Raw genomic sequence first — 24,893 nt, 5'->3', positions numbered from 1 at the left:
GCATGAGCAGCCCCCTCACCCAGGGCGACATCTCCGCCGAGATCGCCGACGAGCGCGCGGCCTACGCCAAGCGCCTCGCCGACGGCGGCGCCGCCCGGGACCACCCCGACCGGGGGTACGCCCCCTACCGCAGCAGCGTCCTGCGGCACCCCAAGCGGCCGCTGGTGGCGGCGGGAGCGGCGGCCGGCGACCCCGAGGCGGTCGAGCTCTCCGGGCCGGTCTTCGGCGTCACCGACGTCACCGCCCTCGACCACGACCTGACGCGGCAGCACCGGGCCGAGCCGCTGGGCGAGCGCATCAAGGTGACCGGGCGGGTCCTGGACCGCGCGGGCCGCCCCGTGCGCGGCCAGCTCGTGGAGATCTGGCAGGCCAACGCCTCCGGCCGCTACGCCCACCAGCGCGACGACCACCCCGCCCCGCTGGACCCCCACTTCACGGGCGTCGGCCGCACCCTGACCGGGGAGGACGGCTCCTACGAGTTCGTCACCATCAAGCCCGGCGCCTACCCCTGGCGCAACCACGTCAACGCCTGGCGCCCGGCCCACATCCACTTCTCGCTCTTCGGCCCGGCGTTCACCCAGCGCCTGGTCACCCAGATGTACTTCCCCGGCGACCCGCTCTTCGCGTACGACCCGATCCTGCAGTCCGTCACCGACGACTCGGCGCGGCGGCGGCTCGTCGCGACGTACGACCACGACCTGTCCACCCCCGAATGGTCGCTCGGCTACCGCTGGGACATCGTCCTGGACGGTCCGGCCGCCACCTGGATCGAGGAGGGCCGATGAGCACCGAGGCACCCGCCCCCACGCCCTCGCAGACCGTGGGCCCCTTCTTCGGCTACGCGCTGCCGTTCCCCAAGGGCGGAGACCTCGCCCCGGCCGGGCACCCGGACACCGTCACCGTCCACGGCTGGGTCTACGACGGTGCCGGGCAGCCCGTTCCCGACGCGCTCATCGAGGTCTGGCAGCCGGCACCCGACGGCTCCCGCCACGGCGCCCCCGGTTCGCTGCGGCGCGACCCGGTGACCGGCGCCGTCGTGGGGCGCGACGGACTGCTCTTCACCGGCTTCGGGCGCATCGCCACCGACGCGGACGGGCACTACGTGATCCGCACGCTGCCGCCGGGCGGCGTCCCCTACCTCTCGCTGATCGTCTTCGCCCGCGGTCTGCTCCACCATCTGCACACCCGGGTCTACCTCGGGGACGCCGAGGGCGACACGCTGCTCGGCTCCCTGGCGCCGGAGCGGCGCGCCACCCTGGTCGCCACTGCCGAGGGCGGGCGCGTCCACCGCTTCGACGTACGGCTCCAGTACGACGGAGTCCATGAGGAGACGGTCTTCCTTGCCTTCGACTGATCCTGCCGCGGACGTCGGCCTGCTCTCCCCGGTCCGGGCCGGGTCGGCCGCGGAGGAGGCGACCGGGGACGCCGCCTTCGTGCGCGGCATGCTCGACGCCGAGGCCGCGCTGACCCGGGCGCAGGCCGCGCTCGGGCTCGCACCGGCGTCCGCGGCGGCCGCGGTGACCGCCGCCGCGGCCGAGCCCGGCCGGTTCGACCCGCGCGACCTGGCGCTGCGCGCCCGGGCCGGGGGCAACCCGGTGATCCCGCTGGTGGCCGACCTGACCGAGGCCGTGGGGGAGCGCGACGCGGAGGCCGCCCCCTATGTGCACCGCGGCGCCACCAGCCAGGACATCCTGGACACCGCGGCGATGCTCGTCGCGTCCCGCGCGCTGCGCCCCGCCCTGGACGATCTCGCCGCCGCGGCCGGGGTGTGGGGGCGGCTCGCCGCGGAGCACCGCGGCACCCCGATGACGGGACGCACCCTGACGCAGCACGCCGTCCCCACCACCTTCGGACTCAAGGCGGCCGGCTGGCGCGCCCTCGTCCTGGACGCGCACGACCGGCTGACCGCCGTCCGCGGCGACCTGCCCGCGCAACTGGGCGGCGCCGCCGGCACGCTCGCCGCCTTCGGCGCCTTCGCCGAGGCGGACGGCGCCGCCCCGGGCACGAGTGCCGCCGCCGCTCCGCGTCTCCTCGCCGCCTACGCCGCGGAGACCGGGCTGGCGGAACCCGCGCTGCCCTGGCACACCCTGCGGACCCCCGTCGCCGACCTCGCCGGGGCACTCGCCTTCGCGGCGGGCGCGCTGGGCAAGGTCGCCGCAGACGTACTGGTGCTGTCGCGCACCGAGATCGGCGAGGTCGGCGAGGGCGCCGGCGGCGGTTCCTCGGCCATGCCCCACAAGGCCAATCCCGTCCGCGCCACGCTCATCGCCGCCGCGGCCCGCCAGGTGCCGGCGCTCGCCGCCGTGCTGTACGGCTCCCTGGCCGCCGAGGACGAGCGCCCGGCGGGCGCCTGGCACGCCGAATGGCAGCCGCTGCGCGAGGCGCTGCGCCTCGTCGGCGGCGCCGCCCGGGACGCCGCCGAACTCGCCGCGGGCCTGCGCGTCCACCCGCACCGCATGCGGGAGAACCTCGACGCGAGCGGGGGGCTGGTGGCCACCGAACGTCTCGCCGCGGCCCTGACCCCTCTCATGGGCCGCGGCGAGGCCAAGTCCGCCCTCGCACGGGCCTCCAGGCGCGTCGCCGAGGAGGGGATCACCCTCGACGACGCCCTCGCGGAGGACCCGGCCCTCGGCGGCCTCCTCCCCGAAGGCCGCCTACGGGAACTCACCGACCCCACCCGCTGCACCGGCTCCGCAGGCGAGCTCGTCGACCGCGCCCTGCGCCGCCCCGGCCCCGCGGGGACGTCCCCATGACCGCCCCCACCCCCTTCCGCGACCCGGGCCGCGCGGGGTACCCACTGTCCCGGGGCCTTCGGACCCGGGCGGGCGCCCGCCGGTCCGCCGGGCCGCGCAAGGACGCCGTGGCACCACCGCACGCACCCGTCGGCACCATCCGCGAGGAGCCCGCATGAGCACGCCGTACGAGGCCGTGGAACCGCGTCTGCCGCACCACCGGGTGGACGGCGCCCCGGGCCTGCCGCCGCTGATCCTCGGCCCCAGCCTCGGCACCTCGCTCGCCGTGTGGGACCCGCAGGTCCCGGCCCTGGCCCGCGGTCACCGCGTCATCCGCTGGGACCTGCCCGGCCACGGCGGCACCCCCGCCTCGCTGCTCCCCGAGGACGGCACCGTCGAGGACCTGGCGCGCGCGGTGCTGGCCCTCGCCGACGCGCTCGGCGCCGAACGCTTCGCCTACGCCGGCATCTCCCTCGGCGGCGCCGTGGGGACCTGGCTCGCGATCCACCACCCCGAACGGGTCACCGCGCTCGCGATCGTGTGCTCGTCCGCGGACTTCGGAGACCCTGACCGCTGGCGTGAACGCGCCGGCCTGGTGAGGGCGAAGGGCACGGGACCCGTCGCCGACACCGCCGCCGGGCGCTGGTTCACCCCGGGCTTCACCGGCGCCCCCGCCGTCAGTGCCCTCCTGGACGACCTGCGCGCCGCCGACCCGGAGGCGTACGCCACCCTCTGCGACGCCCTCGCGGCCTTCGACGTACGCGCCGACCTGCCCCGGATCACGGCGCCCACCCTCGTCGTCGCGGGCCGCGGCGACCCGGCGACCCCGGTCGCGGACGCCCGTGTCCTCGCCGACGGCATCCCCGGCGCGAGCCTCACCGAGGTGGCGCACGCGGCGCACCTGGCCGGCGTCGAGCGTCCGGCCCCCGTCCTCGCCGCGCTCCTGCAGCACTTCGCCACCGAGCCCGCCGCCGACGACGGCGCCCGCCACACCGAGGGCACGGCCGTCCGCCGCGCCGTGCTCGGGGACGCGCACGTCGACCGGGCGGTCGCCCGCACCACCGCCTTCACCGCCCCCTTCCAGGACTTCATCACCCGCTACGCGTGGGGCGAGATCTGGACCAGGCCGGGCCTGAGCCGCAGGACCCGCAGCTGCATCACCCTCACCGCGCTGGTGGCCCACGGCCACCTCGACGAGCTGGCGATGCACGTGCGCGCGGCCCGGCGCAACGGCCTGACCCGGGAGGAGATCCAGGAGGTCCTGCTCCAGTCCGCCGTCTACTGCGGGGTTCCCGCGGCCAACGCCGCGTTCGCCGTCGCGAACCGCGTCCTCGAGGAAGAGGAAGAAGAGGAGTAGGAGAACACATGCAGCACCACACCACCGTCGGCATCATCGGTGGCGGCCCCGCCGGCCTCCTGCTGGCCCGTCTGCTCCACAACCACGGCATCGACTGCGTCGTCCTGGAGAGCCGTGAACGCGACTACGTCGAGCACCGCCAGCGCGCCGGGATCCTGGAACAGGGCACGGTCGACGTGCTGCGCTCCTGCGGCGCGGGGGAGCGGCTGGACCGCGAGGGCCTGGTCCACGACGGCATCGAGCTGCGCTGGAACCGCCGTTCCCACCGTGTGGACTTCCCGGCGCTCACCGGGGGCCGGCGCGTGTGGGTCTACGCCCAGACCGAGGTCGTCAAGGACCTGATCGCCCTCCAGCTGGAGGACGGGGCGCCGCTGCTGTTCGGCGCGCACGTGCAGGCGGTCGAGGGGGCCGACACGGACCGCCCGCGGGTCCGCTACCGCCACGAGGGCCTGGAGAAGACCCTCACCTGCGACTACGTGGTCGGTTGCGACGGTTTCCACGGCGTGACGCGATCGGCGCTCCCGGAGCACGCCCGGCGGACGTACGAGCGGGTCTACCCGTTCTCGTGGCTGGGCATCCTCGCCGACGTCCCGCCGTCCTGCGACGAGTTGATCTACGCCCACTCGCCCCGCGGATTCGCGCTGCACAGCATGCGTTCCCCCGAGGTCAGCCGGCTCTATCTGCAGGTGCCGGGCGGCACCGACCCAGCCGAGTGGTCCGACGAGCGGATCTGGGACGAACTGGACGCCCGCTTCGCCGTCGACGGGGACTGGAAGCTGGAGCGCGGCCCCGTCACGTCCAAGGCCGTGCTGCCGATGCGCAGCTTCGTGACCGAGCCGATGCGCTGGGGCCGGGTGCTGCTCGCCGGCGACGCCGCGCACATCGTGCCGCCGACCGGCGCCAAGGGCCTCAACCTGGCCGCCGCCGACGTCGTCGTGCTGGCCCGTGCCCTCGCTCATCTCAAGGAGACCGGCTCCACCGCCCTGCTCGACGCCTACTCCGACACCTGCCTGCGGCGGGTGTGGCGTGCCGAGCACTTCTCCTGGTTCATGACCACGACCCTGCACACCGACCCGGCGCAGAGCGACTTCGACACCCGGCTGCAGATCGCCCAGCTCGACCGGATCGCCGCCTCCCCGCACGCGGCGGCCGAGCTCGCGGACAACTACGCGGGCCTGGAGATCGGCTAGCCCGCCGGGACGTGTTCATGCGGCACCCGGCGGTCCGCAACCGCACCGCGCGGGATTACCGTGAGAGCCATGGAAGACAAGGGCACGCCGGTCGGCCGGCGCGTGGTGCTCGGGATGCTCGGGCTGGGCGCCCTCGGGGTGGCGTTCGGCAGCCGCGCCCAGGACGGACTGGACTCGGCGCTCTCCCAGGTGGCGGGGAAGGATCCGACCGGGCTCAGCGGGCTGCTCCCCGGGGGCGGCGGCTTCCGCATCTACAACGTGGCCGACTCCGTCCCCCACCGGGACGCGACCGACTACCGCCTCACCGTCTCCGGCCTCGTCGACCGGAAGGCCACCCACACCCTCGCCGACCTGCGGGCGATGCCGCAGACCCGGCTGGTGCGCGACGTGCAGTGCGTGACCGGGTGGCGCGTGCCCGGTACGCCCTTCGAAGGGGTGCGGCTGTCCCACCTCCTCGACCTCGCGGGCGTGCAGGACGGTGCCGGGGCCGTCCGCTTCACCTGCTTCGACGGGGTCTACAGCGAGAGCCTCACCCTCGAACAGGCCCGCAGGGACGACGTCCTGGTCGCCCTGAGGATGCAGGACAAGCCGGTCAGCACGGCCCACGGCGGCCCCGTGCGGCTCTACGTGGCGCCGATGTACTTCTACAAGTCCGCCAAGTGGCTCTCGGGCATCGAGGTCACCCGGGACGTACGGCCCGGCTACTGGGAGCACTACGGCTACGAGGTCGACGCCTGGGTCGGCCGCTCGAACGGACGCCACGATGACCCCACGTCCTGACAGGGTGCGCCGCTTCACCCGCGGCGAGCGCCGGGTGCACCGCGCGACGGCCGCCCTGATGCTCGTCTGCCTCGTCACTGCGGCGGCCCTCTACCTGCCGCCGCTCGCCGAACTCGTGGGCCGCCGGCGGCTGGTGGTCACCGTCCACGAGTGGTCCGGCATCGCCCTGCCGCTGCCCGCCCTCCTGGGCCTCGCCTCCCGCGCCTTCCGGCGCGACCTGCGGCTGCTCAACCGGTTCGCCCCGTACGACCGCGGCTGGCTGCGCGACGCGGTGCGCCGCGTGCCCCACGACCGGCGTGCGGCGGGCAAGTTCAACGCGGGTCAGAAGCTGTACGCGTCCTTCGCCGCGGGTGCGGTGCTCGTCATGCTCGGCACGGGGCTGCTGATGATGTTCCCGCACCTGAGCGGTGTGGTGTGGCGTACCGGTGCGACCTTCGTCCACGACTGGCTGGCCCTGGCGGTGGCGGCCGTGGTGGCGGGACACCTGTGGATGGCGGCCGACGACCCGGAGGCGCGGCTGGGGATGCGCACGGGGTTCGTCGCGCCGGAATGGGCGCGTCGACACCATCCGCGGTGGGAACACGCGGAGCCGGGTGAGCCGGGGCCGTCCGACGCTGACGTTCCGTAGCGGAGACATGCGGCCCGCGGGGTCCGCGGGGAACTGAACCAGACAGCGGTGTCAGTCTCTTGACGTGCCGTCGACGATCGCGGTCGGCGGCACGTCGTCATGTTCATGTAATTTTTGCCGTCCGACATCTACTCGCATAGACCCCCGCGGCTCCATCCTGGCTTCGCACACCAGTACCACCTGTTCGGTTCCGCATCCGGTTGCACCCCCATGCCCGCGCGTCACAACGCGCCCGTCAGTGACTGGAGTCCCCATGCGCCGAATCACGACCGGCTTCGCCGCCACCGCAGTCGCCGCCGTCGCCACCGTCGTCTTCACCGTCCCCGCCCAGGCCGCTCCCGCCGACAAGGCCCAGGTGCTGTCCAGTTGGACTCAGACCAGCGCCTCCAGCTACAACACCTGGTGGTCCGCCCGCGGCAACCAGGGTGCCTGGGCGGCGTACGGCTTCGACTGGTCCACCGACTACTGCAGCAGCTCCCCGGACAACCCCTTCGGCTTCCCGTTCCAGAACTCCTGCGCCCGCCACGACTTCGGCTACCGCAACTACAAGGCGATGGGCTCCTTCTCCGCCAACAAGAGCCGCCTCGACAGCGCCTTCTACGAGGACCTCAAGCGCATCTGCGCCGGCTACAGCGGCGCCACCAAGACCGCCTGCAACGGCACCGCCTGGACCTACTACCAGGCGGTCAAGGCCCTCGGCTGACCCCGGGAACACGGCGGCCCGGCACCGGGAGCTCCGGTGCCGGGCCGTTGCCGTGGGACAGGGTCAGGCGACCGTGCCGGACTTGGCGATCTCGATGCGGGCGCTGGTGGCGCCGGTGCGCGAGCCGAGCGACTCGACCTTCTTGACGACGTCCATGCCCTCGACGACCTCGCCGAAGACCACGTGCTTGCCGTCGAGCCAGTCGGTGACGATCGTGGTGATGAAGAACTGCGAGCCGTTGGTGTTCGGGCCCGCGTTGGCCATGGAGAGCTGGCCGGGCTTGGTGTGCTTGAGCTGGAAGTTCTCGTCGGCGAACTTCTCGCCGTAGATGCTCTTGCCGCCGGTGCCGTTGCCGGCGGTGAAGTCGCCTCCCTGGAGCATGAAGTCGGGGATCACGCGGTGGAAGTGCGAACCCTCGAAGCCGAAGCCGTGCTCGCCGGTCGCGAGCTCACGGAAGTTCCGCGCGGTCTTGGGGACCACGTCGTCGAACAGGGTGAACACGATCCGTCCGGCGGGCTCGCCGTCGATCGTGATGTCGAAGAACACGTCGTTGCTGTTCATGCCCCCATTTTCGCATCCGTGGCGCCCGGCCTCCGACGCGCCCCGCGGAAACGCGCTTGACGGGTGACCCGGCCGGACACCACCATCCGGGGCATGCCCGAATCCGTGATCTTGGAAGGCCGGCACGTCCGCCTGGAGCCGCTGAACGCCGCCCACACGGACGGGCTGCTGCGCGCCGCCGGCGAATCCCGCGACACCTACGTCTACACCAAGGTGCCGGAGGACCGTGCGGCGATGGCGCGCTACGTCGAGGAGGCCCTCCAGGAGCAGGCGACCGGGACCGCGCTCCCCTTCGCGGTACGGGACGTCCGGCGCGACACCCTGATCGGCTCCACCCGGTTCCTGGACCTCGACTACTGGACGGCCGCCCCCGCCCGGCCGGCGGGCCGCTCCGTGCCCCGCGGCGGCGCGGTGCCCACCGTCGCCGAGATCGGCAGCACCTGGCTCGCCGCCTCCGCCCAGCGCACCCCCTGCAACACCGAGGCGAAGCTGCTGTTGCTCACCCACGCGTTCGACGTGTGGGGTGTGTTCCGCGTCACCTTGAAGACGGACGCGCGCAACGCGCGTTCCCGGTCGGCGATCGAGCGCATCGGCGGCCGCTTCGAGGGCATCCGCCGCGCCCACACCCGTGCCGTGGACGGCACCGTCCGCGACAGCGCGTACTACTCGGTCGTCGCCGAGGAGTGGCCCGGTGTCCGCGCCGCGCTGGAGGCCCGTCTCACCTGAGCCCGGCGGCGTACGCGAGGACGGGCCGGACCCACGGGGTCCGGCCCGTCCTCGCGTACGGAGAGGCCGCTACGGGATGCGGACGCCCGCCTCGGCGGAGAGACGGTCGATCTCGGCGAGCTCGTCGGCGCCGAGCGGGCCCGCGTCGAGGGCGGCGAGGTTCTGGTCGAGCTGGGCGACGCTGCTCGCGCCGATGAGCACGGAGACGACCCGCGGGTCGCGCAGCACCCAGGTCAGGGCCAGCTGGGCCAGGGTCTGGCCGCGCTCGCCCGCGAGCTTGTCGAGGGCGCGCAGGAAGGTGAGCTTCCGCTCGGTCAGGGCGTCGCGCTTGAGGAAGTGGCCCAGCGCCATCCGCGAGTCGGCGGGCACGCCGTCCAGGTAGCGGTCGGTGAGCTGGCCCTGGGCGAGCGGCGAGTACGCGATGAGGGCGGTTCCGGTGTCGCCGACGGCGTCGAGGACGCCGTCCTCCGGGTCGCGCTGGAGGATGCTGTAGGCCGCCTGGTGGATCAGCAGCGGGGTGCCCAGCTCGCGCAGGATCTGCGTCGCGCGGCGGTGCGCCTCGGCGGGGTAGTTGGAGATGCCGGCGTAGAGGGCCTTGCCCTGGCGGACCGCGGAGTCCAGGGCGCCCATGGTCTCCTCCAGGGGCGTGTCCGGGTCGAAGCGGTGCGAGTAGAAGACGTCCACGTAGTCCAGGCCCATGCGGCCCAGGGACTGGTCGAGGGACGACAGCATGTACTTGCGGCTGCCCCACTCGCCGTACGGACCGGGCCACATGTCGTACCCGGCCTTGGTCGCGATGAAGAGCTCGTCGCGGTACGGGCGGAAGTCCTGGGCGAGGAGCGTGCCGAAGTTGGCCTCGGCCGAGCCCGCGGGCGGGCCGTAGTTGTTGGCCAGGTCGATGTGGACCACGCCGCGGTCGACGGCGCGGCGCAGCACCGCGCGCTGGTTCTCCAGCGGCGAAGTGTCGCCGAAGTTGTGCCACAGGCCCAGGGACACGACGGGCAGCAGGACCCCGCTGCGCCCGGTCCTGCGGTAGTCCATCGAGGCGTAGCGGTCGTCGGCGGCGAGGTAGGGCACGCGAGGGCTCCTGGGCGATGTAAGAAAATGTGAGGGATTGGGAGGCTACCGTCGCCGAATCGGCGCTGTCACGTCCGTTTTCCGGGCGCGGCCCGCCGTCCGCGGCCCTTCTCGCCCCGCCGGAGCGGCGGTTGTGGCGCACGCCACACCGCGGGCCGGGCCGGATGGGCGCATCCGGGAATCGCCGGCCGCCCCCGGCGGTTGGCTCAGGGGGTGTTCCTCCGGGCGGGCCCTCAGAAGGGCGCGGTCGGGGGCGGGTTGGACCGGGATGCGTCCTCCCTTATCCGGCATTGAGGCATCTAACCGGACATATGCGCCCACAGTGCATGCGTAATACATCGTTGCGTGACGGGTGTCACGTGCCGAACACGCAGCGCAGACCCCGGGCGACGCACCGTCGAATTTTGCCGCTGAATTTTACCGGGCGATATCACGTGATTACCGAGGGGCAATTTTTCGCCTACGCAGAGCGGACACTTATCACGTAAAGTCACAGAAGTAATTGATCGACTTGCGGTCTGCCGGGGGGCGTGATTCCGCTCCTTGCTCCGGAACGATTCCGTCGTTTAGCTTCCAGATCTCGCAGGACAAATGCCTGCGAGATTCTTCCGGGTAGAACGCCTAGTCCTGCCGCTGCCCGGACGCCGGATGACAAGACCGCACGGCAGGAGCGGGGGACCCAGGTAGTTTGCCGTTCCCGTTGGTCTCGGGACGGCTAGGGGTGAAGTCGCAGCGACATGCCTTGATGTGGCGTGCCCTATTGCGGCCGGGCATCTCCAGCCCGAACCCGACAGCTTACCTCGCAGGCGTCGGAGAGGAATTCGGCATGCCCGGTAAGGGAAAGCACCGTCGCCCGCGGAACACCCGCATCACCCGTATCAGCGCGCTGGCCGGCACCACCGGTGCGGCCGTGGCGCTCCCGATCGTCGGTGCCACCGGTGCCCACGCCGCTCCCGTGAGCGTCTGGGACAAGGTCGCGGCCTGCGAGAGCACCAACAACTGGTCCATCAACACCGGTAACGGCTTCTACGGCGGCCTCCAGTTCACCCAGAGCACCTGGGCCGGCTTCGGCGGCACGAAGTACGCCCCGCGCGCGGACCTCGCGACCAAGGCCCAGCAGATCGCGACCGCGGAGAAGGTCCTGGCGACCCAGGGCCCGCAGGCCTGGCCCGTGTGCGGCCCCAAGGCCGGTCTGACCAAGGCGATGGCCAACCCGTCGGCCACCCCGGAGAGCGTCTCCGGCACGGCCGCGAAGCCGGCCGCCAAGCCCGCCGCCCCCGCCAGGAAGGCCGAGGCGCCGAAGGCCGCCACCGCGCCGAAGAGCGCCGGCGGTTCCTACGCGGTCGCCGGCGGCGACACCCTCTCCAAGATCGCCGACGCCAGGTCGGTCGAGGGCGGCTGGCAGAAGCTGTACGCCGACAACAAGTCGGTCATCGGCGGCAACCCGAACCTGATCTACCCGGGCCAGGTCCTGTCCCTCGGGGAGAAGGCCGCCGCCAAGCCCGCGCCGAAGGCCGCGAAGGCCGCGAAGGCCGCCCCGGCCGCCGTCAAGGCCGCCAGCACCTCCGGCTACACCGCCCCGCTCGACCGCGTCACCCTGGGCACCGCCTACCACCAGGCCGGTGCCATGTGGTCCAAGGGCTACCACACCGGTGTCGACTTCATCGCCTCGACCGGCACCAAGGTGAAGTCGATCGCCGCCGGCACCGTGGTCTCTTCGGGCTGGGGCGGCTCGTACGGCAACCAGGTCGTCGTCAAGCACGCCGACGGCCGGTACTCGCAGTACGCCCACCTGTCCTCGCTGTCGGTCTCGGCCGGCCAGACGGTCTCGGCCGGTCAGCAGCTGGGCCTGTCGGGCGCCACCGGCAACGTGACCGGTCCGCACCTGCACTTCGAGGTCCGCACCACTCCCGACTTCGGCTCCGACATGGACCCGCTGGCCTACCTGCGCGCCCACGGCGTCAACGTCTGATCGAACTGATCCACCGTCATCCGGCGGTAGCCTGTGCCCTGTTCCCCGCTTGTTGGGAACAGGGCACATGCCTTTGGTCTGTGACCGAAAACGGATCGAATATTTCCATTTCTAGTTTCCTCTCGAACGGTCGATCAGTAGCCTCTGTCGCACGTGGTCGTGTCCACGACCAAGTGCCCCGATCGCCGACGACGAGCTGGAGCCGTTGATGGAGCGTCCCGCCTGGGCCCCGCAAGGCATCGATCTCTCCGTGCCGAGCGTGTCCCGCATCTACGACTACTACCTGGGCGGCTCCCACAACTTCGAGGTCGACCGGGAGGCCGGACGGCGGGCCATCGAGGCATTCCCGGGGCTGCCGAAGATCATGCAGGCCAACCGGGCGTTCATGCGCAGGGCCGTGCGGTACTCCGTCGACCAGGGCGTCACCCAGTTTCTGGACATCGGCTCCGGCATTCCCACCTTCGGCAATGTCCACGAGGTCGCCCAGGCCGCCAGTCCCGGCGCCCACGTCGTCTACGTCGACCACGACCCGGTCGCCGTCGCCCACAGCCGTGCCGTGCTGGAGGGAGTCGAGCACACCGCCATCGTCGCCGCCGACCTGCGTTCCCCCCGCGACATCCTGGACAGCGCGGAGGTGCGCGGGCTCATCGACCTGGAGCGCCCGGTCGCACTGCTGCTCGTCGCGGTCCTGCACTTCCTCGAGGACGCGGACGAACCGGCCAAGGCGGTGGCCGAGTTGCGCGAGGCCATCGCCCCCGGCAGCCTGCTGGTCGTCACCCACGCCTCGGTCGAGGGAGGTCCGCGCAGACCAGAGGAGGGGGAGCGGGTCGAGAACGTCTACCGCAGCGCGAGTTCACCGCTGATCATGCGGTCCCGGGCCGCGGTGGAGCGCTTCTTCGACGGCTTCGACCTCGTCGAACCCGGCCTGGTCTCCGCGCCGTTGTGGCGCCCCGACGGCTCGGACGACGACGAGCTCGACCCGGTCGTGTTCAGCGGGTTCGCGGGCGTCGGCCGCAAGGCGTGACCGTGACCAGAGACCCCGGCCCGGAGCCGGAGGCCGCCGACAGCCTGCGGCGCTTCGCGATCATCTGGAGCCGGGCGATCTACCCGGCCACCGCCACCTCCATGACGCGCGGCGAGTTCGAGGAGTACCTGCTCCCGCTCGCCGCGCGTCTCAACGCCACCCTGCGTGCACAGCCCTTCGACCCCCGTCCGGCCGCGGAGGTCGGCGCCGCGCTCGTGGCCGCGCACTGCACCGACCCCGCCGCGCTGGCGCGCATTCTGGACGTCGTCGACGCCTACCTGCTGCTGTACTGCCCGCCGGGCCCCGCCCTCCCGTCCGAGGAGAGCCGTACCCGATGCAACCGCCTGCAGCACTGGGTGGCCGCCGGATACACCCGGGCCCTGCAGGAACGTACGCGGACCGAGCAGGAGGCACTGTCCCGTGCGGCGCTCGCCGCCCGGGCCGCCACCGAACAGGCCTTGTACGAGAGCGAGGTCCGCTTCCGCGCAGTCTTCCAGGGCGCCTCCATAGGCATCGGCATCGCCGACATGGACGGCCGCATCCTGGACGTCAACGCCGCCCTCACCACCATGTTCGGCGGCCTGGAGCGCCACATCCGCAGCAGGAACGTCTACGACTGGGTGCACCCGGACGACGCCCCCGAGGTCTGGGAGATGCAGCGCCAGCTCAACCGGGGCGAACGCGACCACTACCGCATGGAGAAGGCCTACTACCGGCCCGACGGCACCGTCCTGTGGACCAATCTGACGGTCTCCCTGCTGCGCGACGCCGGCGGCATCCCCCAGTACATGCTCGCGCTGATGGAGGACATCACCGAGGAGCGCCTGCTCAGCGAGCGGCTGCGGTACGAGGCCAACCACGACGCGCTCACCGGCCTGGCCAACCGGAACCTCTTCTTCGAGCGCCTGGAGCAGACGTTGAACGGCCCCGACGGGGTGGGCGTCGGGGTCTGCTACCTCGACCTGGACGGCTTCAAGGACGTCAACGACAGCCTCGGCCACGCCGTCGGCGACCGGCTCCTGGTCGCCGTCGCCGAACGCCTCCAGGCCTGTGTCACCTCACCCGACCAGCTGGTGGCCCGCATCGGCGGCGACGAGTTCGCCGCCCTGGTCGTCAACCCCGCCAGCCGCGCCGACACCACCGGCCTCGCCGACCTGATCCTGGCCGCGCTGGCCGACCCGATCCGGGTGGACGGCCGTGACCTGTCCGTACGGTGCAGCATCGGCATCGTCGAGGGCCAGGCCGGCTCCCTGGGGCCCGCCGAGGCGCTGCGCAGCGCCGACATCACGATGTACCGGGCCAAGGCCGCCGGTGGCAACCGCTTCGAGCTGGCCGACCCCGACTCCGACGCGCGCGCCATCACCCGGCACGGGCTGACCAACCGGCTGCCGACGGCCCTGGAACGCGGCGAGTTCTTCATCGAATACCAGCCATTGGTACGGCTCGGCGACGGCAGTGTCCGCGGCGCCGAGGCACTGGTCCGCTGGTGCCACCCGGTGCACGGGGTCCTCGGCCCCGACCAGTTCATCCCGCTCGCCGAGAGCACCGGGCTGATCGTGCCGCTCGGCCACTGGGTGCTGCAGCAGGCCGCCTGGCAGGCCCGGGACTGGCAGTTCCCGCGCAGCGACGGCCATCCGCTGCGGGTCAACGTCAACCTCTCCCCGGCCCAGCTCGGCCACCCCGGCCTCGTCCCGGAGACCCTCGCGGTGATCAAGGACGCCGGACTGGAGCCGACCGCCCTGTGCCTGGAGGTCACCGAGAGCGCCTTCATCGGCGCCGACGAGGAACTGATGCGCCCGCTGCGGGAGTTCGCCGAACTCGGCATGGCCATCGCCCTCGACGACTTCGGCACCGGCTACTCCAACCTGGCCTCGCTGCGCCGGCTGCCCATCACCACGCTCAAGCTCGACCGCTCCTTCACGCGCGGCATGCAGCAGCTGCCCGCCGACCCGGTGGACGTGAAGATCGTGGAGATCGTCGTCGATCTGGCGCACACCCTCGGGCTGTCGGTGACGGTGGAGGGCGTGGAGACCGGCACCCAGGCCGAGCACCTGCGGGCCCTGGGCTGCGACACCGCGCAGGGCTGGTACTACGCCCGGCCCGGACCGCCCGACCGCCTTCACTCGCTCTCCCTGGTCGACACCACGACCTAGCGAAGCGGGCCGAGGAACCGCAGCAGCGCGTCGTTGAACTCCTCGGGGCGCTCCAGGTTCGGCAGGTGCCCGGCGCCCTCGACGACCACGAGGCGCGAACCGCGGACGGCCGCGTGCATCGCCTCGGCCTCGGTGACGGGGGTGTACACGTCGTCCCGGCCGACCACGATCAGCGTGGGCACCCCGACCGCGGTCAGCACGGCCCCGTAGTCGGGCCGCCGGGCGCGGCCGCGCAGGGCCGCCGCGGCGCCCTCGGTGGAGGTGCCGCGCATCATCCGCAGGACGTGCCCGGCCACTTCGGGCAGCGCGGTCACGTTGCGGGGCGTGATCATCCGGTCCAGCACCTCGTCGGCGTAGCCGGACATCCCCTCGGCGGTCAGCCGTTGCGCCATCGCGTCGCGGGCCCGCCGCCCCTCCTCCGTCTCGGCGCCGGGGAAGGTGTCGGCGAGCACGAGGCCGGTCACCCGGCCGGGGAACAGCCGCTGGAACTCCATGACGATCTGACCGCCCATCGACAGCCCGCCCACGACCGCCTCCGGAACGCCCAGGTGGTCCAGCAGGGCAGCGATGTCGCGGGCGAAGGTCCCCAGCGGGGTGACCCCGGGGACGACCTCACTCGCACCGTAGCCGCGCAGGTCCGGCACGATCACCCGGCGGCCGGCCGCCGCGGCGGGGACCTGCGGTGCCCACATCGAGCGGTCGAAGGGGTGGCCGTGCACCAGCACCAGTGGTGTGCCCGGGCCGTCCCCCTCGTCGTCGTACGCCAATGTGACGCCGTTGACCACTGCCGTCGCCATGGGGATGTCCTCGCCTCGCATGTGCCCCCTTCCGCAGGGGAGTTGTGCGTGATGCTAGGTTCCCCTCCCTGCTCGGTGCAATAGGGTCTTTGCTCTCGGTGCAATGCCGGGATTGCCTCAAGAGGGGAATGCCGATGGACGACTACCGCACGGTCGCGGACGCCGTCGCCGCCGACATCGCCGCCGGACGCCTGCGTCCCGGCGACCGGCTCGCACCGCAGCGGGCGTTCGCGCGGCGGCACGGCATCGCCAACTCCACGGCGATCCGCGTCTACGCCGAACTCGCCCGCCGCGGCCTGGTCGTGGGAGAGGTGGGGCGCGGCACCTTCGTCCGTGCCGCGCCACCCGCCGACGGGCCCGCCCTCGCCGAGCCGGCACCCCAGCGGATCGACCTGGAGCTCAACCACCCCGTCGCCGAGGGACAGTCGCAGCTGCTCGCCCCGGGGCTCGCCGCACTGCAGCGCCCCGACGTCCTCGGCGCCGCGCTGCGCCCGCTCACCGCCGCGGGCACCCCGGCCGCACGCGAGGCCTTCGCCGAACTGCTCGCGCGCGGTGGACCGCGTCCCGACCCCGGACGGCTGCTCTTCGCGGGCAACGGCCGCCAGGCCATCGCCGCCGCCCTGGCCGCACTCGTCCCGCCCGGCGGCCGTCTCGCCGTGGACGCGCTCACCTATCCCGTGGTCAAGGCGCTCGCCGCACGGCTCGGGATCTCCCTCGTCCCCGTTCCCTCCGACGAGCACGGGATGCTGCCCGCCGCCCTCGCCGAACTCCACCGCGCCGCCCCGTTGCACGCGCTCTACACCCAGCCCACCCTGCACAATCCGCTCGGCGTCACGATGCCGGACGACCGCCGGGCCGAACTCGCGGTCGCCCTCGGCCGGCTGGGCCTGCACGCCGTCGAGGACGCCGTCTGGGGGTTCCTCGCCGCGGACGCCCCGCCGCCGCTCGCGGCGTACGCCCCCGACCGCGTGGTCCTCGTCGACAGCCTCTCCAAGCGGCTCGCCCCCGGGCTCACCGTCGGCGTCGCGGTAACTCCCAGGGAGCTTTCCGCCCCGGTTTCCGCGGCCCTGCGCTCGGCCGGTACGGCCGCCTCCGGCTTCGCGCTGGCCGTCGCCTGCCGGTGGATCGCCGACGGCACCGTGGACGCGGTGGTGGCGGCCAAGCGGCGCGACGCGGCCGCCCGGGCCCGTATCGCCGCCGAGCGCCTCGCCGGGTTCTCGGTCACGGCCGATCCGCGCGCCTGCTTCTGCTGGTGGCGGCTGCCCGGGCCCTGGCGCGCCGACACCTTTGTCGCGGCCGCCGCCCGGCAGGGGATCGCCGTCACCCCGGCCGCCGCCTTCGCCGCGGGCCGCGGCGGCGCGCCGCACGCCGTACGGATCGGCCTCGCCTCGCCGTCGCCGCAGGTCCTGGGCGACGCGCTGGACGTCCTCGCGCGGATCGCCAGGGGTGGTCCCGAGGACAATTGCGCCGACTGATCACAAGCGGCGGCGAATCCTAGCGAGTCGCCCGCACATGCCACTGGAAAATGCCCCAACTCACCTTTTTCGCGTACGGGATGAGTAACGTTCCGTGCTGTTCCGTATACCAGAAGTCGCGGCGAAGGGGTGCGCGTGCCCGGCATAGACGAGTGCCTTTCCGAGGCGCTGGCGATTCCAGGTGTGCTCGGGGCGAGCGTGGTCGACTGGAGCAGCGGCCTCCTCCTCGGGGCGGTCGGGCAGGAACCGGGACACGGTCACGAGGCGGCCGCGGCGGACACCACCGAGGCGGCACGCGCGGTCGTGGAGAGCGGCACCTTCACCGCCAAGGAGTCGGGAAGGGTGCCGGTCGAGGACATCATCATCACCGCGCCGGGGAGCTACCACCTCATCCGCTTCCTCGACACCTCCTTCGACAGCGACGTCGTCCTCTACCTGTGGCTGGACCGGTCGATGGCCAACCTGGCCGTCGCCCGGCTCGGACTGCAGTCCATCGCCGAGCGGCTGGTGCTCGTATGACGGGCGCGGAGGCGGCGAGGCCGGCGCTGGCCGTGCGCGGCCTGCCCCGGCGCACTCCGGCGCGCGGCGGCGCGCAGGCCCAGGTCCGCGCCGGGGTGGTGGGCGCGTACGCCTTCACCGCGGCGCTGGCCCGGCTCGCCGAGGCGAGGGCCAGCGGAGCGCTGTACGGATCGGCGGGCGCGGTCTACCTGCGCGACGGGGCGATCGTCCACGCCGAGAGCCCCTGCGCCCCGGACCTCGGGGTACGGCTCATGGCCTGCGGGCTGCTCTCCCCGGACCAGTGGCGCGAGGCGGTCACCACCGCGAGCGCCGAGCGCGGCGTCGGCGGGCACCTCGTCGACACCGGGCGCGTGGCCCGCGGCGAACTGGAGTTGTGCCACCTGCTGGCGCTCTTCGACGCCGCCTACTTCACGCTGCTGCCCGACTCGGAACCCGATCGGTTCCAGCCGGGTGCCACCTCCCGGCTGGGTCCCATCTCCCGGCCGGTCGCCGCCCAGCGCGTGGCCAGGGAGGCGCAGCGGCGCCGCGCGCAACTGGAGCGGGCCTGGCCCTGGGACGACACCGACGCCGGCCCTGTCGTCCCCCGCTCCGAGGCGGAGGCGCGGGGCGGCCGGGCCAGGGCCCCCACGCCCGCTCAGCTCGCGGTGCTGGCGGCGGCGGACGGATCCCGTACGCCCGTGCAGATCGCCTGGCACCTGGGACGTTCCGCCTTCGCGACCCTGCTGGACGTCCGTCGGCTCGCCGCGACCGGCCGGATCAGCATGCCGGTCCGTGCCCAGGCACCCGCGGCTCCGGCGCGGCCAGCGCCCCCGCCGATGGCGCCCCCGCCGGTGCTGCCGGCTCCGGTGCCGCCGCCCCCGGCCCACGGCGGACCGCAGCCGGCGGTCCTGCCGTCCTCCGATCCCTCAGTCGCCCTGTTGCTACGACTTCGTGCCGCCCTGGAGGCCCGCCTGTGAGCGCCCTGCCGACCCGCCCGGCGCCCGCCGAACGACCGTGGAGGAAGGCTCTGCGGCAGCTCGCCGGAAGGAGACAGCTGGTGGCACTCGAAGCCGACGTACTGGCCGAACTCCGGAGCCTGCGGGCGAGGGTGCCGCACCTGACGGGCGGGCTCGTCGCCAGCGTCGACGGACTGGTCGTCGCACACGACCTGAGCGGGCCGGAGCCGGAGGGGGTCGCCGCGCTGACCGCCGCGGCACTGGGCGTGGCGGCCCGTATCACGGAGGCCACCGAATGCGGCGGCTTCCGGGAACTGCTGGTCAGGGGCGACCGCGGCTACATCGCCGCGTACGCGGCCGGCGGCGCCATGGCCCTCGCCCTGGTGGCGGGACCCGGCTCCAACGTGGGCCGCCTGCACCTGGAGGCCCGTCGATCCAGTCGACGGATCGAGGATCTCGTCGACCTCGCGCTCCAACGTCAGGAGCGGAAATGACCGTACGACCCGGCTCATCAGCCGACAAGCCGCCGGGCACGGGACGCGGCCGCGCCGCCACCGGACCCAGGCATTCGTCACGTCAGAGAACTCAACCCCAAGGAAGTGAGACCGCAATGGCCAACACCGAGACCGCGCTGAAGGATGTAATGACGTCGATCGAGGGCGTCCTGGGCGTCGCTCTCGTGGACTACGGCAGCGGCATGGCCCTGGGCACCCTCGGGGGCTCCAAGGACCTCGACCTGACCGTCGCGGCCGCGGGCAACACCGACGTCGTCCGCGCCAAGATGCGCACGATGGAGATGCTCAACCTCAAGGAGCACATCGAGGACATCCTCATCACGCTCAACACCCAGATCCACATGATCCGGCTGCTGACCGGGCGTTCGGGCAAGGGCCTGTTCCTCTACGTCGCACTGGACAAGGACCGGGCGAACCTGGCGATGGCCCGCCACCAGCTCAGGCGCATCGAAGCCGACCTGGAGGTCTGACCCGCTTCCCGAGCCCGCGACCGACGGCGGCCCGGCACATCAGGCGCAGGCCGACGTGTGCCGGGCCTCGCCGTGCCGGGCCTCGCCGTGCCGAGGTCCGCTAGCGGCTCGCGGAGGACGAGGGGGCCGCGGACGAGCCGGCGGAGTGGCCGTGGTGCGCCCCCTCCTCGACCCTGCCGCCCAGCTTCTCGCGCACCGGCTCCAGCGCCTCGGGGTCGGCCTCCACCACCCAGCGCTCGCCGATCAGGTAGGAGCCGCCGTACGGCTCCGCCTCCGCCAGCCACGACTTCTGGCCGGCGGAGCTGGTGAAGGTGAGCATCACGTAGGCACCGCGTGCCGTCGTGCACGCCCCCTGGCGCAGGTCCTCCACGTCGGTCTGCAACTGCGGGGTGCACCCGACGGCCTCGCCGATCCGCTCCAGGGCGACCGGACCGCCCGCCGCATCCGTGTCCTGGCCGCCGCAGCCCGTCACCGCCAGCGCGACGACCGCCACCGCGGCCACCTTCGGGCCCCACGCACGGAACACGGACACCGGCATCACCTTTCCTCGACTCCTGGCGCGGGCGACACACGCCCCGCACGCGCACCGCGCGCGGGACGACGCTAACCCGAACGGCCCCATGACCCGTACAGCCTTGCGAAAAGCCCGCCCACGGGCGCGCGGTATGAAAAAATCCGCCGCCGCATGCCTCGGAGGGCCCGGCACCCCGTGACTCCGACGCCTCCGATCGGGCATACTCCAACGCGCCGAAGCCGCAGGTCGGACCATGCCGTGACCCGGCAGGAGACCATCGGTCTACGGTCGACAACCCGGTAGCGCCGCCACACCCTGTGCGGACGCCGCCGCAGCGCCCGACAGGGAGGAGAGTGCCGCCATGTCCCACGACGGCCTTCAGCCGGTGGACCGACAGCTTCCCACCGAGGAGGCCCGCGACCTGCTCGCGCTCGTACGCGAGCTGGCCCAGCGGGAGATCAAGCCCAGGGCGGCCGAGGAGGAGGACGCGGGCGTCTTCCCGCGCGAGGTCTTCCGCCTCATCGGCGAGGCGGGGCTGCTCGGACTGCCCTACCCGGAGGAGTACGGCGGCGGTGGCCAGCCGTACGAGGTCTACCTGCAGGTCCTGGAGGAACTGGCGGCGGCGCGCCTGACCGTCGGTCTCGGGGTGAGCGTGCACACCCTGGCCTGCCACGCGGTCGCCCAGTTCGGCAGCAAGGAGCAGCGCACCGAGCACCTGCCGGCCATGCTCGGCGGCTCCCTGCTCGGTGCCTACAGCCTTTCCGAGCCCGCCTCCGGCTCCGACGCCGCGTCCCTGCGGACCCGTGCCACCCGCGAGGGCGACGCGTGGCGGATCGAAGGCACCAAGGCGTGGATCACCCACGGCGGTGTCGCGGACTTCTACACGGTGCTCGCCCGCAGCGGCGCCGAGGGCCCACGCGGCATCACCGCGTACCTGGTGCCCGGCGACGCGGAGGGCCTGACCGCGGCGGTCCCGGAGAAGAAGATGGGCATGAAGGGGTCGCCCACGGCCCAGGTCCACTTCGACGGCGTGACCGTCCCCGACAGCCGCCGAGTCGGCGAAGAGGGCCAGGGCTTCACCATCGCGCTGGCCGCGCTCGACTCCGGCCGCCTCGGCATCGCCGCCTGCGCCATCGGCGTCGCCCAGGCGGCGCTCGACGAGGCGCTCGCGTACGGGATGACCCGGCAGCAGTTCGGCCGTCCCGTCGTGGACTTCCAGGGGCTGCGCTTCATGATCGCCGACATGGCCACCAAGATCGAGGCCGGCCGGGCGCTGTACCTCGCCGCGGCCCGGCTGCGGGACGCGGGCCGGCCGTTCTCCCGGCAGGCGGCCATGGCCAAGCTGTTCTGCACGGACGCCGCGATGCAGGTGACCACGGACGCGGTCCAGCTGCTCGGGGGCTACGGCTACACCGCCGACTTCCCCGTCGAGCGGTACATGCGGGAGGCCAAGGTGCTGCAGATCGTCGAGGGCACCAACCAGATCCAGCGCATGGTGATCGCCCGCAGCCTCGCCGGGCCGGAGAGCAAGGAGCGCTGAGCCCCGGTGCGACGGTGCCGCGCCGCCCCTGCAGGGCGGCGCGGCACCGTGCGTACGCGGTGGGCGCGGGTCAGGCCGCGCGTTGGAACGGTACGCGGATCGGCCGCGAACCGGGCCCGCCGACGTGGGAGAACGGCTGTGTGCGCCAGTCCAGCCCGGCGGGGAGTGTCAGCAGCGCGCCCCATTCGAGTTCCTCGCCCCGGGCGTCGTCGTCGGCCGGCGCGACCTCGGGGGTGGGACGGCCCGAGCCGGGGCAGACCGTCAGCCCGAAGGGGTTCCACGGCGAGGCGCACAGCGCGTGCTGCGGCAGGACGTCCTCGTCGGCGAGGAGGGCGATCGGGCGGGCACAGTCGGGGCAGTGCACCCGGATGATCTCATAGCCCTCGTCGTCGAAGGCGTCGTCGGCGTCGTCCGCCGTCAGCAGCTCGAACGGCTCGCGACGTTCGTGCTCCTCCTCGAGCACCGTCAGCGTGCGTTCGCCGCGGCTGTGTCGTGCGTGGGTGCGCATGGGTGCATCTCCCCCTCAGAAGAACGCCCACCAGCGGGGCCGGCCGGGCTCTTGGCCTCGGCCATAGCGAGCATTTCCCGCCTCGCGCCCGTGGTAATCGCCGCCACTCCGAAGAGCGTTGACATCGGGTGTGGCCTTCGTCACACCGCCGCCCCAAGGGGTGCCCCGCGCCCCCGGGGACGACGCCGTGCGCCCGCTCCGCGCCCTTTCGGGCGTCAGCCCCCGGGTGTCGCCCCGGGCTCTCGCGGGGACGCCGTGCTCTTCCTGACGACCAGTCTGACCCCCAGCTCCATACGGGTGTTGCTCTTGTCGCCGGCCTCCTCGGGCTGTGACAGCCGGAGCAGCATCCGGGCGGCCTCCTCGGCCATCTCGACCAGCGGCTGGTTGACGGTGGTCAGCGACGGGCTCGCCCACTGGGCGAGCGGGATGTCGTCGTAGCCCACCACCGACAGGTCGCGGGGCACCTGCAGGCCCTTGACCCGGGCCGCCTCCAGGACGCCCAGCGCCTGCAGGTCGCTGCCCGCGAAGATGGCGGTCGGCGGGTCCGGCTGCTCCAGCAGGGCGAGGGCGCCGTCGTGACCGCCCTGGACGTGGAAGTCCCCGTAGCGGATCAGGTCGTTGTCGACGGCGAGTCCCGCCATGCCCATGGCCGAGCGGAAGCCGTCGAGGCGGGCCAGGGAGCACAGCATGTCGTCGGGTCCGGTGATGATCCCGATGCGGCGGTGGCCGAGGTCGATGAGGTGCCGGGTGGCCGCGACGCCGCCGGCCCAGTTCGCCGAGCCCACGGACGGGACGTCGGGCTCGGGGTCGCCCGCCGGGTCGATGATCACGAAGTTGATGGCCCGTGAGCGCAGCTTGCGCTTGATGTCGTCGGGCAGCGAGGAGAAGACCAGGACGACGCCGAGCGGGCGGCGGCGCAGCACGCCCTCGATCCACTCGGGGCCGGGGGCGTGCCGGGTGCCGCTCTCGGTGAGCACCACGCTCATGTTGCGGCTCTTGGCGACGTTCTCCACGCCCCGGATGAGCTCCATCGCCCAGACGCTCTCGAGTTCGTGGAAGACGATCTCGATCAGCCGCGACTCGGGCTGGGTGGGGGAGGGGCGCTGGTAGCCGTTCGCCTCCAGCAGGCGTTCGACCTTGCTCCGGGTCGGCGCGGCCACATCGGGACGTCCGTTGAGCACCTTCGAAACTGTCGAAAGTGACACGCCCGCTTTCGAAGCCACGTCGGCCAGGGTGATTCGGCCCTCGGTCTCATCATCACGCATGCGGCACAGGATAGGGCACCCCGTTCGGTAACGGTTTGGTCGCGTCAATTCCACGCTGTTGACCCCGGCGAAGAGGGAGCCTACGGTCCGTCATCAAGCGAATTTCGGCAAAGTGGCCGAAACTTTCGAGAGGTCGATTATGAAGAAGCGTGCGTGGTTCCCCCGTGCCGTCGCCGGCGGCGCGACACTGGCACTGGGTCTGACCCTGACCGCCTGCGGCGGTGACGGCGCCTCGGCGGGGGGTGATTCCGGGACGATCCACGTCCTCGTGTACGGCGACTCCGCGAACAAGGTGGAGAGGGCGCTCGTCGCCGAGTTCAACAAGACCTCGAAGGTCAAGGCGGTCCTCGACACGATCCCCGGTGCGGACTACCAGCAGAAGCTGCAGACCGTCATCAACACCAAGCAGGCGCCCGACGTCTTCTTCAACTGGGGTGGCGGCAGCATCCAGCCGTTCGTGAAGGCCGGTCTGCTGCTCCCCCTGGACGACTTCATCAAGAAGGACCCGGGCCTGAAGGACAACTTCCTGTCCTCGGTCTTCAACACGGCGGTCGTCGACGGCAAGTCCTACGGCGTGCCGATGCGCGGCACCCAGCCGGTGCTGATGTTCAACAACAAGAAGGTCCTCGCGGACGCGGGCGTCCAGCCCCCGCAGACCTGGGACGAGCTCATCGACGCGGTCAAGAAGCTCAAGGCCAAGGGCGTGACCCCGATCGCGCTCGGCGGCGGCGACAGGTGGCCGACCCTGATGTGGTTCGAGTACCTCTACGACCGCGTCGCCGGCCCGGAGCTGTTCACCAAGGCCCTCGGCGGCGACAAGAGCGCCTGGGAGAGCGAGGACAGCAAGAAGGCGCTGAGCATGCTCAAGGAGCTCATCGACTCCGGTGCCTTCGGCACCAACTACGACTCGGTGAAGTTCACCGACGGCGGCTCGCCCCAGCTTCTCGCTTCCGGCAAGGCCGGCTTCGAGCTCATGGGCTCCTGGGAGTACTCCACGCAGCAGGACGCCAGCCCGGACTTCGCCAAGAACGACCTCGGCTACACCAACTTCCCGACCATTTCCGGCGGCAAGGGTGACGCCGCGAACGTCGTCGGCAACACCAACAACTTCTACTCGGTGCTGAAGAAGACCGAGCACCCCGAAGCGGTGGCGGAGTTCCTCAAGCTGATGTACTCCGACGACTTCGTGAAGCAGCAGCTGGCCATCGGCAACCTGCCCACCACCACGAACACCACCAAGTTCCTCGACACGACCGACCACCCCGAGTACCTGAAGTACCAGTTCGACCTGGTCGAGAAGGCCCCCTCCTTCCAGCTGTCGTGGGACCAGGCCTACCCGCCGTCGGCCGGCACGCCGATCCAGCAGGCCGTACAGCAGTTCTTCAACGGCCAGCTCGACGCCGACGGTTTCATCAAGGCCATGCAGGCCCTGCCCGCCTCCTGAGAGCGACG

26 protein-coding genes and 1 riboswitch are annotated in these 24,893 nt (G+C 72.5%); of the genes, 20 read left to right on the top strand and 6 right to left on the bottom strand.

Annotated elements, in window-relative coordinates:
- The first annotated feature begins 2 nt into the window (after window positions 1–2).
- The 9 genes from pcaH (at window position 3) to OIE69_RS07205 (ending at window position 7,390) form a co-directional block, all read left to right on the top strand.
- Entirely contained in the window at window positions 3–785 is a 783-nt protein-coding gene (gene pcaH, locus OIE69_RS07245) for a protocatechuate 3,4-dioxygenase subunit beta (protein WP_326571109.1), read from the top strand.
- A complete protein-coding gene (gene pcaG / locus OIE69_RS07240) occupies window positions 782–1,354 on the top strand; it encodes a protocatechuate 3,4-dioxygenase subunit alpha (protein WP_326571108.1) in 573 nt (190 codons plus the stop codon). Before pcaH ends, pcaG begins: the two co-directional genes overlap by 4 nt.
- The gene (gene pcaB, locus OIE69_RS07235) at window positions 1,323–2,753 is read left to right on the top strand and encodes a 3-carboxy-cis,cis-muconate cycloisomerase (protein ID WP_326571107.1); all 1,431 of its coding nucleotides are present in this window, start codon (window positions 1,323–1,325) and stop codon (window positions 2,751–2,753) included. Before pcaG ends, pcaB begins: the two co-directional genes overlap by 32 nt.
- Window positions 2,750–2,911 (top strand): hypothetical protein, encoded by a 162-nt coding sequence (locus OIE69_RS07230; RefSeq protein WP_326571106.1) that lies wholly within the window; start codon window positions 2,750–2,752, stop codon window positions 2,909–2,911. Before pcaB ends, OIE69_RS07230 begins: the two co-directional genes overlap by 4 nt.
- A complete protein-coding gene (pcaDC, locus tag OIE69_RS07225; RefSeq protein ID WP_326571105.1) occupies window positions 2,908–4,089 on the top strand; it encodes a bifunctional 3-oxoadipate enol-lactonase/4-carboxymuconolactone decarboxylase PcaDC in 1,182 nt (393 codons plus the stop codon). The genes OIE69_RS07230 and pcaDC overlap by 4 nt, the downstream gene beginning before the upstream one ends.
- Window positions 4,090–4,097: 8 nt before the next feature.
- Window positions 4,098–5,279, top strand: a complete 1,182-nt coding sequence (locus OIE69_RS07220) for a 4-hydroxybenzoate 3-monooxygenase (RefSeq protein ID WP_326571104.1) — start codon at window positions 4,098–4,100, stop codon at window positions 5,277–5,279.
- Between the two features lie 69 nt (window positions 5,280–5,348).
- Entirely contained in the window at window positions 5,349–6,059 is a 711-nt protein-coding gene (locus OIE69_RS07215) for a molybdopterin-dependent oxidoreductase (RefSeq protein ID WP_326571103.1), read from the top strand.
- Entirely contained in the window at window positions 6,043–6,687 is a 645-nt protein-coding gene (locus OIE69_RS07210; protein WP_326571102.1) for a cytochrome b/b6 domain-containing protein, read from the top strand. Before OIE69_RS07215 ends, OIE69_RS07210 begins: the two co-directional genes overlap by 17 nt.
- A gap of 253 nt (window positions 6,688–6,940) precedes the next feature.
- Window positions 6,941–7,390 (top strand): phospholipase, encoded by a 450-nt coding sequence (locus OIE69_RS07205; protein ID WP_326571101.1) that lies wholly within the window; start codon window positions 6,941–6,943, stop codon window positions 7,388–7,390.
- 63 nt (window positions 7,391–7,453) lie between these two features.
- On the opposite strand, the gene OIE69_RS07200 is transcribed toward OIE69_RS07205, so the two are convergent.
- A complete protein-coding gene (locus OIE69_RS07200) occupies window positions 7,454–7,951 on the bottom strand; it encodes a peptidylprolyl isomerase (RefSeq protein WP_018562386.1) in 498 nt (165 codons plus the stop codon).
- A gap of 93 nt (window positions 7,952–8,044) precedes the next feature.
- Between OIE69_RS07200 and OIE69_RS07195 the strand changes: the two genes are divergently transcribed.
- The gene (locus tag OIE69_RS07195) at window positions 8,045–8,677 is read left to right on the top strand and encodes a GNAT family N-acetyltransferase (RefSeq protein WP_326571100.1); all 633 of its coding nucleotides are present in this window, start codon (window positions 8,045–8,047) and stop codon (window positions 8,675–8,677) included.
- A gap of 69 nt (window positions 8,678–8,746) precedes the next feature.
- Here the strand turns inward: OIE69_RS07195 and OIE69_RS07190 are convergent, their stop codons facing one another.
- Complete coding sequence (locus OIE69_RS07190; RefSeq protein WP_326571099.1) at window positions 8,747–9,754, bottom strand: aldo/keto reductase; 1,008 nt, start codon at window positions 9,752–9,754, stop codon at window positions 8,747–8,749.
- Window positions 9,755–10,386: 632 nt separating this feature from the next.
- Window positions 10,387–10,578, top strand: a riboswitch (cyclic di-AMP (ydaO/yuaA leader).
- 2 nt (window positions 10,579–10,580) lie between these two features.
- Here OIE69_RS07190 and OIE69_RS07185 point away from each other — a divergent pair.
- From OIE69_RS07185 to OIE69_RS07175, 3 genes are all read left to right on the top strand, one after another.
- Complete coding sequence (locus tag OIE69_RS07185; protein ID WP_326571098.1) at window positions 10,581–11,726, top strand: transglycosylase family protein; 1,146 nt, start codon at window positions 10,581–10,583, stop codon at window positions 11,724–11,726.
- A gap of 208 nt (window positions 11,727–11,934) precedes the next feature.
- Window positions 11,935–12,750 (top strand): SAM-dependent methyltransferase, encoded by an 816-nt coding sequence (locus OIE69_RS07180; RefSeq protein WP_326571097.1) that lies wholly within the window; start codon window positions 11,935–11,937, stop codon window positions 12,748–12,750.
- Window positions 12,747–14,903, top strand: coding sequence for a putative bifunctional diguanylate cyclase/phosphodiesterase (locus tag OIE69_RS07175; RefSeq protein ID WP_326571096.1), 2,157 nt, complete (start codon window positions 12,747–12,749; stop codon window positions 14,901–14,903). Before OIE69_RS07180 ends, OIE69_RS07175 begins: the two co-directional genes overlap by 4 nt.
- Here the strand turns inward: OIE69_RS07175 and OIE69_RS07170 are convergent.
- Window positions 14,900–15,700, bottom strand: a complete 801-nt coding sequence (locus OIE69_RS07170) for an alpha/beta fold hydrolase (protein ID WP_326571095.1) — start codon at window positions 15,698–15,700, stop codon at window positions 14,900–14,902. The genes OIE69_RS07175 and OIE69_RS07170 overlap by 4 nt on opposite strands.
- Window positions 15,701–15,834: 134 nt before the next feature.
- Here OIE69_RS07170 and OIE69_RS07165 point away from each other — a divergent pair, with 134 nt between their 5' ends.
- The 5 genes from OIE69_RS07165 (at window position 15,835) to OIE69_RS07145 (ending at window position 19,614) form a co-directional block, all read left to right on the top strand.
- Window positions 15,835–17,175, top strand: coding sequence for an aminotransferase-like domain-containing protein (locus OIE69_RS07165; protein WP_326571094.1), 1,341 nt, complete (start codon window positions 15,835–15,837; stop codon window positions 17,173–17,175).
- A 135-nt stretch (window positions 17,176–17,310) separates the two neighbouring features.
- Complete coding sequence (locus OIE69_RS07160) at window positions 17,311–17,694, top strand: hypothetical protein (RefSeq protein WP_089223574.1); 384 nt, start codon at window positions 17,311–17,313, stop codon at window positions 17,692–17,694.
- Window positions 17,691–18,650 (top strand): transcriptional regulator, encoded by a 960-nt coding sequence (locus OIE69_RS07155; RefSeq protein WP_326571093.1) that lies wholly within the window; start codon window positions 17,691–17,693, stop codon window positions 18,648–18,650. Before OIE69_RS07160 ends, OIE69_RS07155 begins: the two co-directional genes overlap by 4 nt.
- 80 nt (window positions 18,651–18,730) lie before the next feature.
- Window positions 18,731–19,123, top strand: a complete 393-nt coding sequence (locus tag OIE69_RS07150) for a roadblock/LC7 domain-containing protein (protein WP_089223339.1) — start codon at window positions 18,731–18,733, stop codon at window positions 19,121–19,123.
- A 116-nt stretch (window positions 19,124–19,239) separates the two neighbouring features.
- Window positions 19,240–19,614: a hypothetical protein gene (locus OIE69_RS07145; RefSeq protein ID WP_089223338.1), complete on the top strand. Its 375-nt coding sequence runs from the start codon at window positions 19,240–19,242 to the stop codon at window positions 19,612–19,614.
- A 100-nt stretch (window positions 19,615–19,714) separates the two neighbouring features.
- Here the strand turns inward: OIE69_RS07145 and OIE69_RS07140 are convergent, their stop codons facing one another.
- Entirely contained in the window at window positions 19,715–20,146 is a 432-nt protein-coding gene (locus OIE69_RS07140; RefSeq protein WP_326571092.1) for a hypothetical protein, read from the bottom strand.
- Between the two features lie 343 nt (window positions 20,147–20,489).
- Between OIE69_RS07140 and OIE69_RS07135 the strand changes: the two genes are divergently transcribed.
- A complete protein-coding gene (locus tag OIE69_RS07135; protein ID WP_326571091.1) occupies window positions 20,490–21,668 on the top strand; it encodes an acyl-CoA dehydrogenase family protein in 1,179 nt (392 codons plus the stop codon).
- Window positions 21,669–21,738: 70 nt separating this feature from the next.
- Here OIE69_RS07135 and OIE69_RS07130 read toward each other — a convergent pair whose 3' ends face one another.
- On the bottom strand, window positions 21,739–22,176 hold the full coding sequence (locus tag OIE69_RS07130) for a hypothetical protein (RefSeq protein WP_326571090.1): 438 nt from the start codon (window positions 22,174–22,176) through the stop codon (window positions 21,739–21,741).
- Between the two features lie 215 nt (window positions 22,177–22,391).
- Complete coding sequence (locus tag OIE69_RS07125) at window positions 22,392–23,441, bottom strand: LacI family DNA-binding transcriptional regulator (RefSeq protein WP_326571089.1); 1,050 nt, start codon at window positions 23,439–23,441, stop codon at window positions 22,392–22,394.
- A 139-nt stretch (window positions 23,442–23,580) separates the two neighbouring features.
- Between OIE69_RS07125 and OIE69_RS07120 the strand changes: the two genes are divergently transcribed.
- Window positions 23,581–24,885 (top strand): ABC transporter substrate-binding protein, encoded by a 1,305-nt coding sequence (locus tag OIE69_RS07120; RefSeq protein WP_326571088.1) that lies wholly within the window; start codon window positions 23,581–23,583, stop codon window positions 24,883–24,885.
- Window positions 24,886–24,893 lie beyond the last annotated feature (8 nt).

The organism is Actinacidiphila glaucinigra (assembly GCF_035918135.1).
In the GTDB taxonomy this organism is placed as follows: Bacteria; Actinomycetota; Actinomycetes; order Streptomycetales; family Streptomycetaceae; genus Actinacidiphila; species Actinacidiphila glaucinigra.
This window is presented reverse-complemented; position numbering and strand designations above follow the sequence as displayed.

Coding starts and splice junctions, on each gene's coding strand:
- OIE69_RS07220 (WP_326571104.1), top strand. CDS start 4,098: ATGCAGCACCACACCACCGTCGGCATCATCGGTGGCGGCCCCGCCGGC.
- OIE69_RS07170 (WP_326571095.1), bottom strand. CDS start 15,700: ATGGCGACGGCAGTGGTCAACGGCGTCACATTGGCGTACGACGACGAG.
- OIE69_RS07215 (WP_326571103.1), top strand. CDS start 5,349: ATGGAAGACAAGGGCACGCCGGTCGGCCGGCGCGTGGTGCTCGGGATG.
- pcaDC (WP_326571105.1), top strand. CDS start 2,908: ATGAGCACGCCGTACGAGGCCGTGGAACCGCGTCTGCCGCACCACCGG.
- OIE69_RS07145 (WP_089223338.1), top strand. CDS start 19,240: ATGGCCAACACCGAGACCGCGCTGAAGGATGTAATGACGTCGATCGAG.
- OIE69_RS07120 (WP_326571088.1), top strand. CDS start 23,581: ATGAAGAAGCGTGCGTGGTTCCCCCGTGCCGTCGCCGGCGGCGCGACA.
- pcaB (WP_326571107.1), top strand. CDS start 1,323: ATGAGGAGACGGTCTTCCTTGCCTTCGACTGATCCTGCCGCGGACGTC.
- OIE69_RS07165 (WP_326571094.1), top strand. CDS start 15,835: ATGGACGACTACCGCACGGTCGCGGACGCCGTCGCCGCCGACATCGCC.
- pcaG (WP_326571108.1), top strand. CDS start 782: ATGAGCACCGAGGCACCCGCCCCCACGCCCTCGCAGACCGTGGGCCCC.
- OIE69_RS07185 (WP_326571098.1), top strand. CDS start 10,581: ATGCCCGGTAAGGGAAAGCACCGTCGCCCGCGGAACACCCGCATCACC.
- OIE69_RS07195 (WP_326571100.1), top strand. CDS start 8,045: ATGCCCGAATCCGTGATCTTGGAAGGCCGGCACGTCCGCCTGGAGCCG.
- OIE69_RS07135 (WP_326571091.1), top strand. CDS start 20,490: ATGTCCCACGACGGCCTTCAGCCGGTGGACCGACAGCTTCCCACCGAG.
- OIE69_RS07130 (WP_326571090.1), bottom strand. CDS start 22,176: ATGCGCACCCACGCACGACACAGCCGCGGCGAACGCACGCTGACGGTG.
- OIE69_RS07200 (WP_018562386.1), bottom strand. CDS start 7,951: ATGAACAGCAACGACGTGTTCTTCGACATCACGATCGACGGCGAGCCC.
- pcaH (WP_326571109.1), top strand. CDS start 3: ATGAGCAGCCCCCTCACCCAGGGCGACATCTCCGCCGAGATCGCCGAC.
- OIE69_RS07205 (WP_326571101.1), top strand. CDS start 6,941: ATGCGCCGAATCACGACCGGCTTCGCCGCCACCGCAGTCGCCGCCGTC.
- OIE69_RS07155 (WP_326571093.1), top strand. CDS start 17,691: ATGACGGGCGCGGAGGCGGCGAGGCCGGCGCTGGCCGTGCGCGGCCTG.
- OIE69_RS07125 (WP_326571089.1), bottom strand. CDS start 23,441: ATGCGTGATGATGAGACCGAGGGCCGAATCACCCTGGCCGACGTGGCT.
- OIE69_RS07210 (WP_326571102.1), top strand. CDS start 6,043: ATGACCCCACGTCCTGACAGGGTGCGCCGCTTCACCCGCGGCGAGCGC.
- OIE69_RS07180 (WP_326571097.1), top strand. CDS start 11,935: ATGGAGCGTCCCGCCTGGGCCCCGCAAGGCATCGATCTCTCCGTGCCG.
- OIE69_RS07230 (WP_326571106.1), top strand. CDS start 2,750: ATGACCGCCCCCACCCCCTTCCGCGACCCGGGCCGCGCGGGGTACCCA.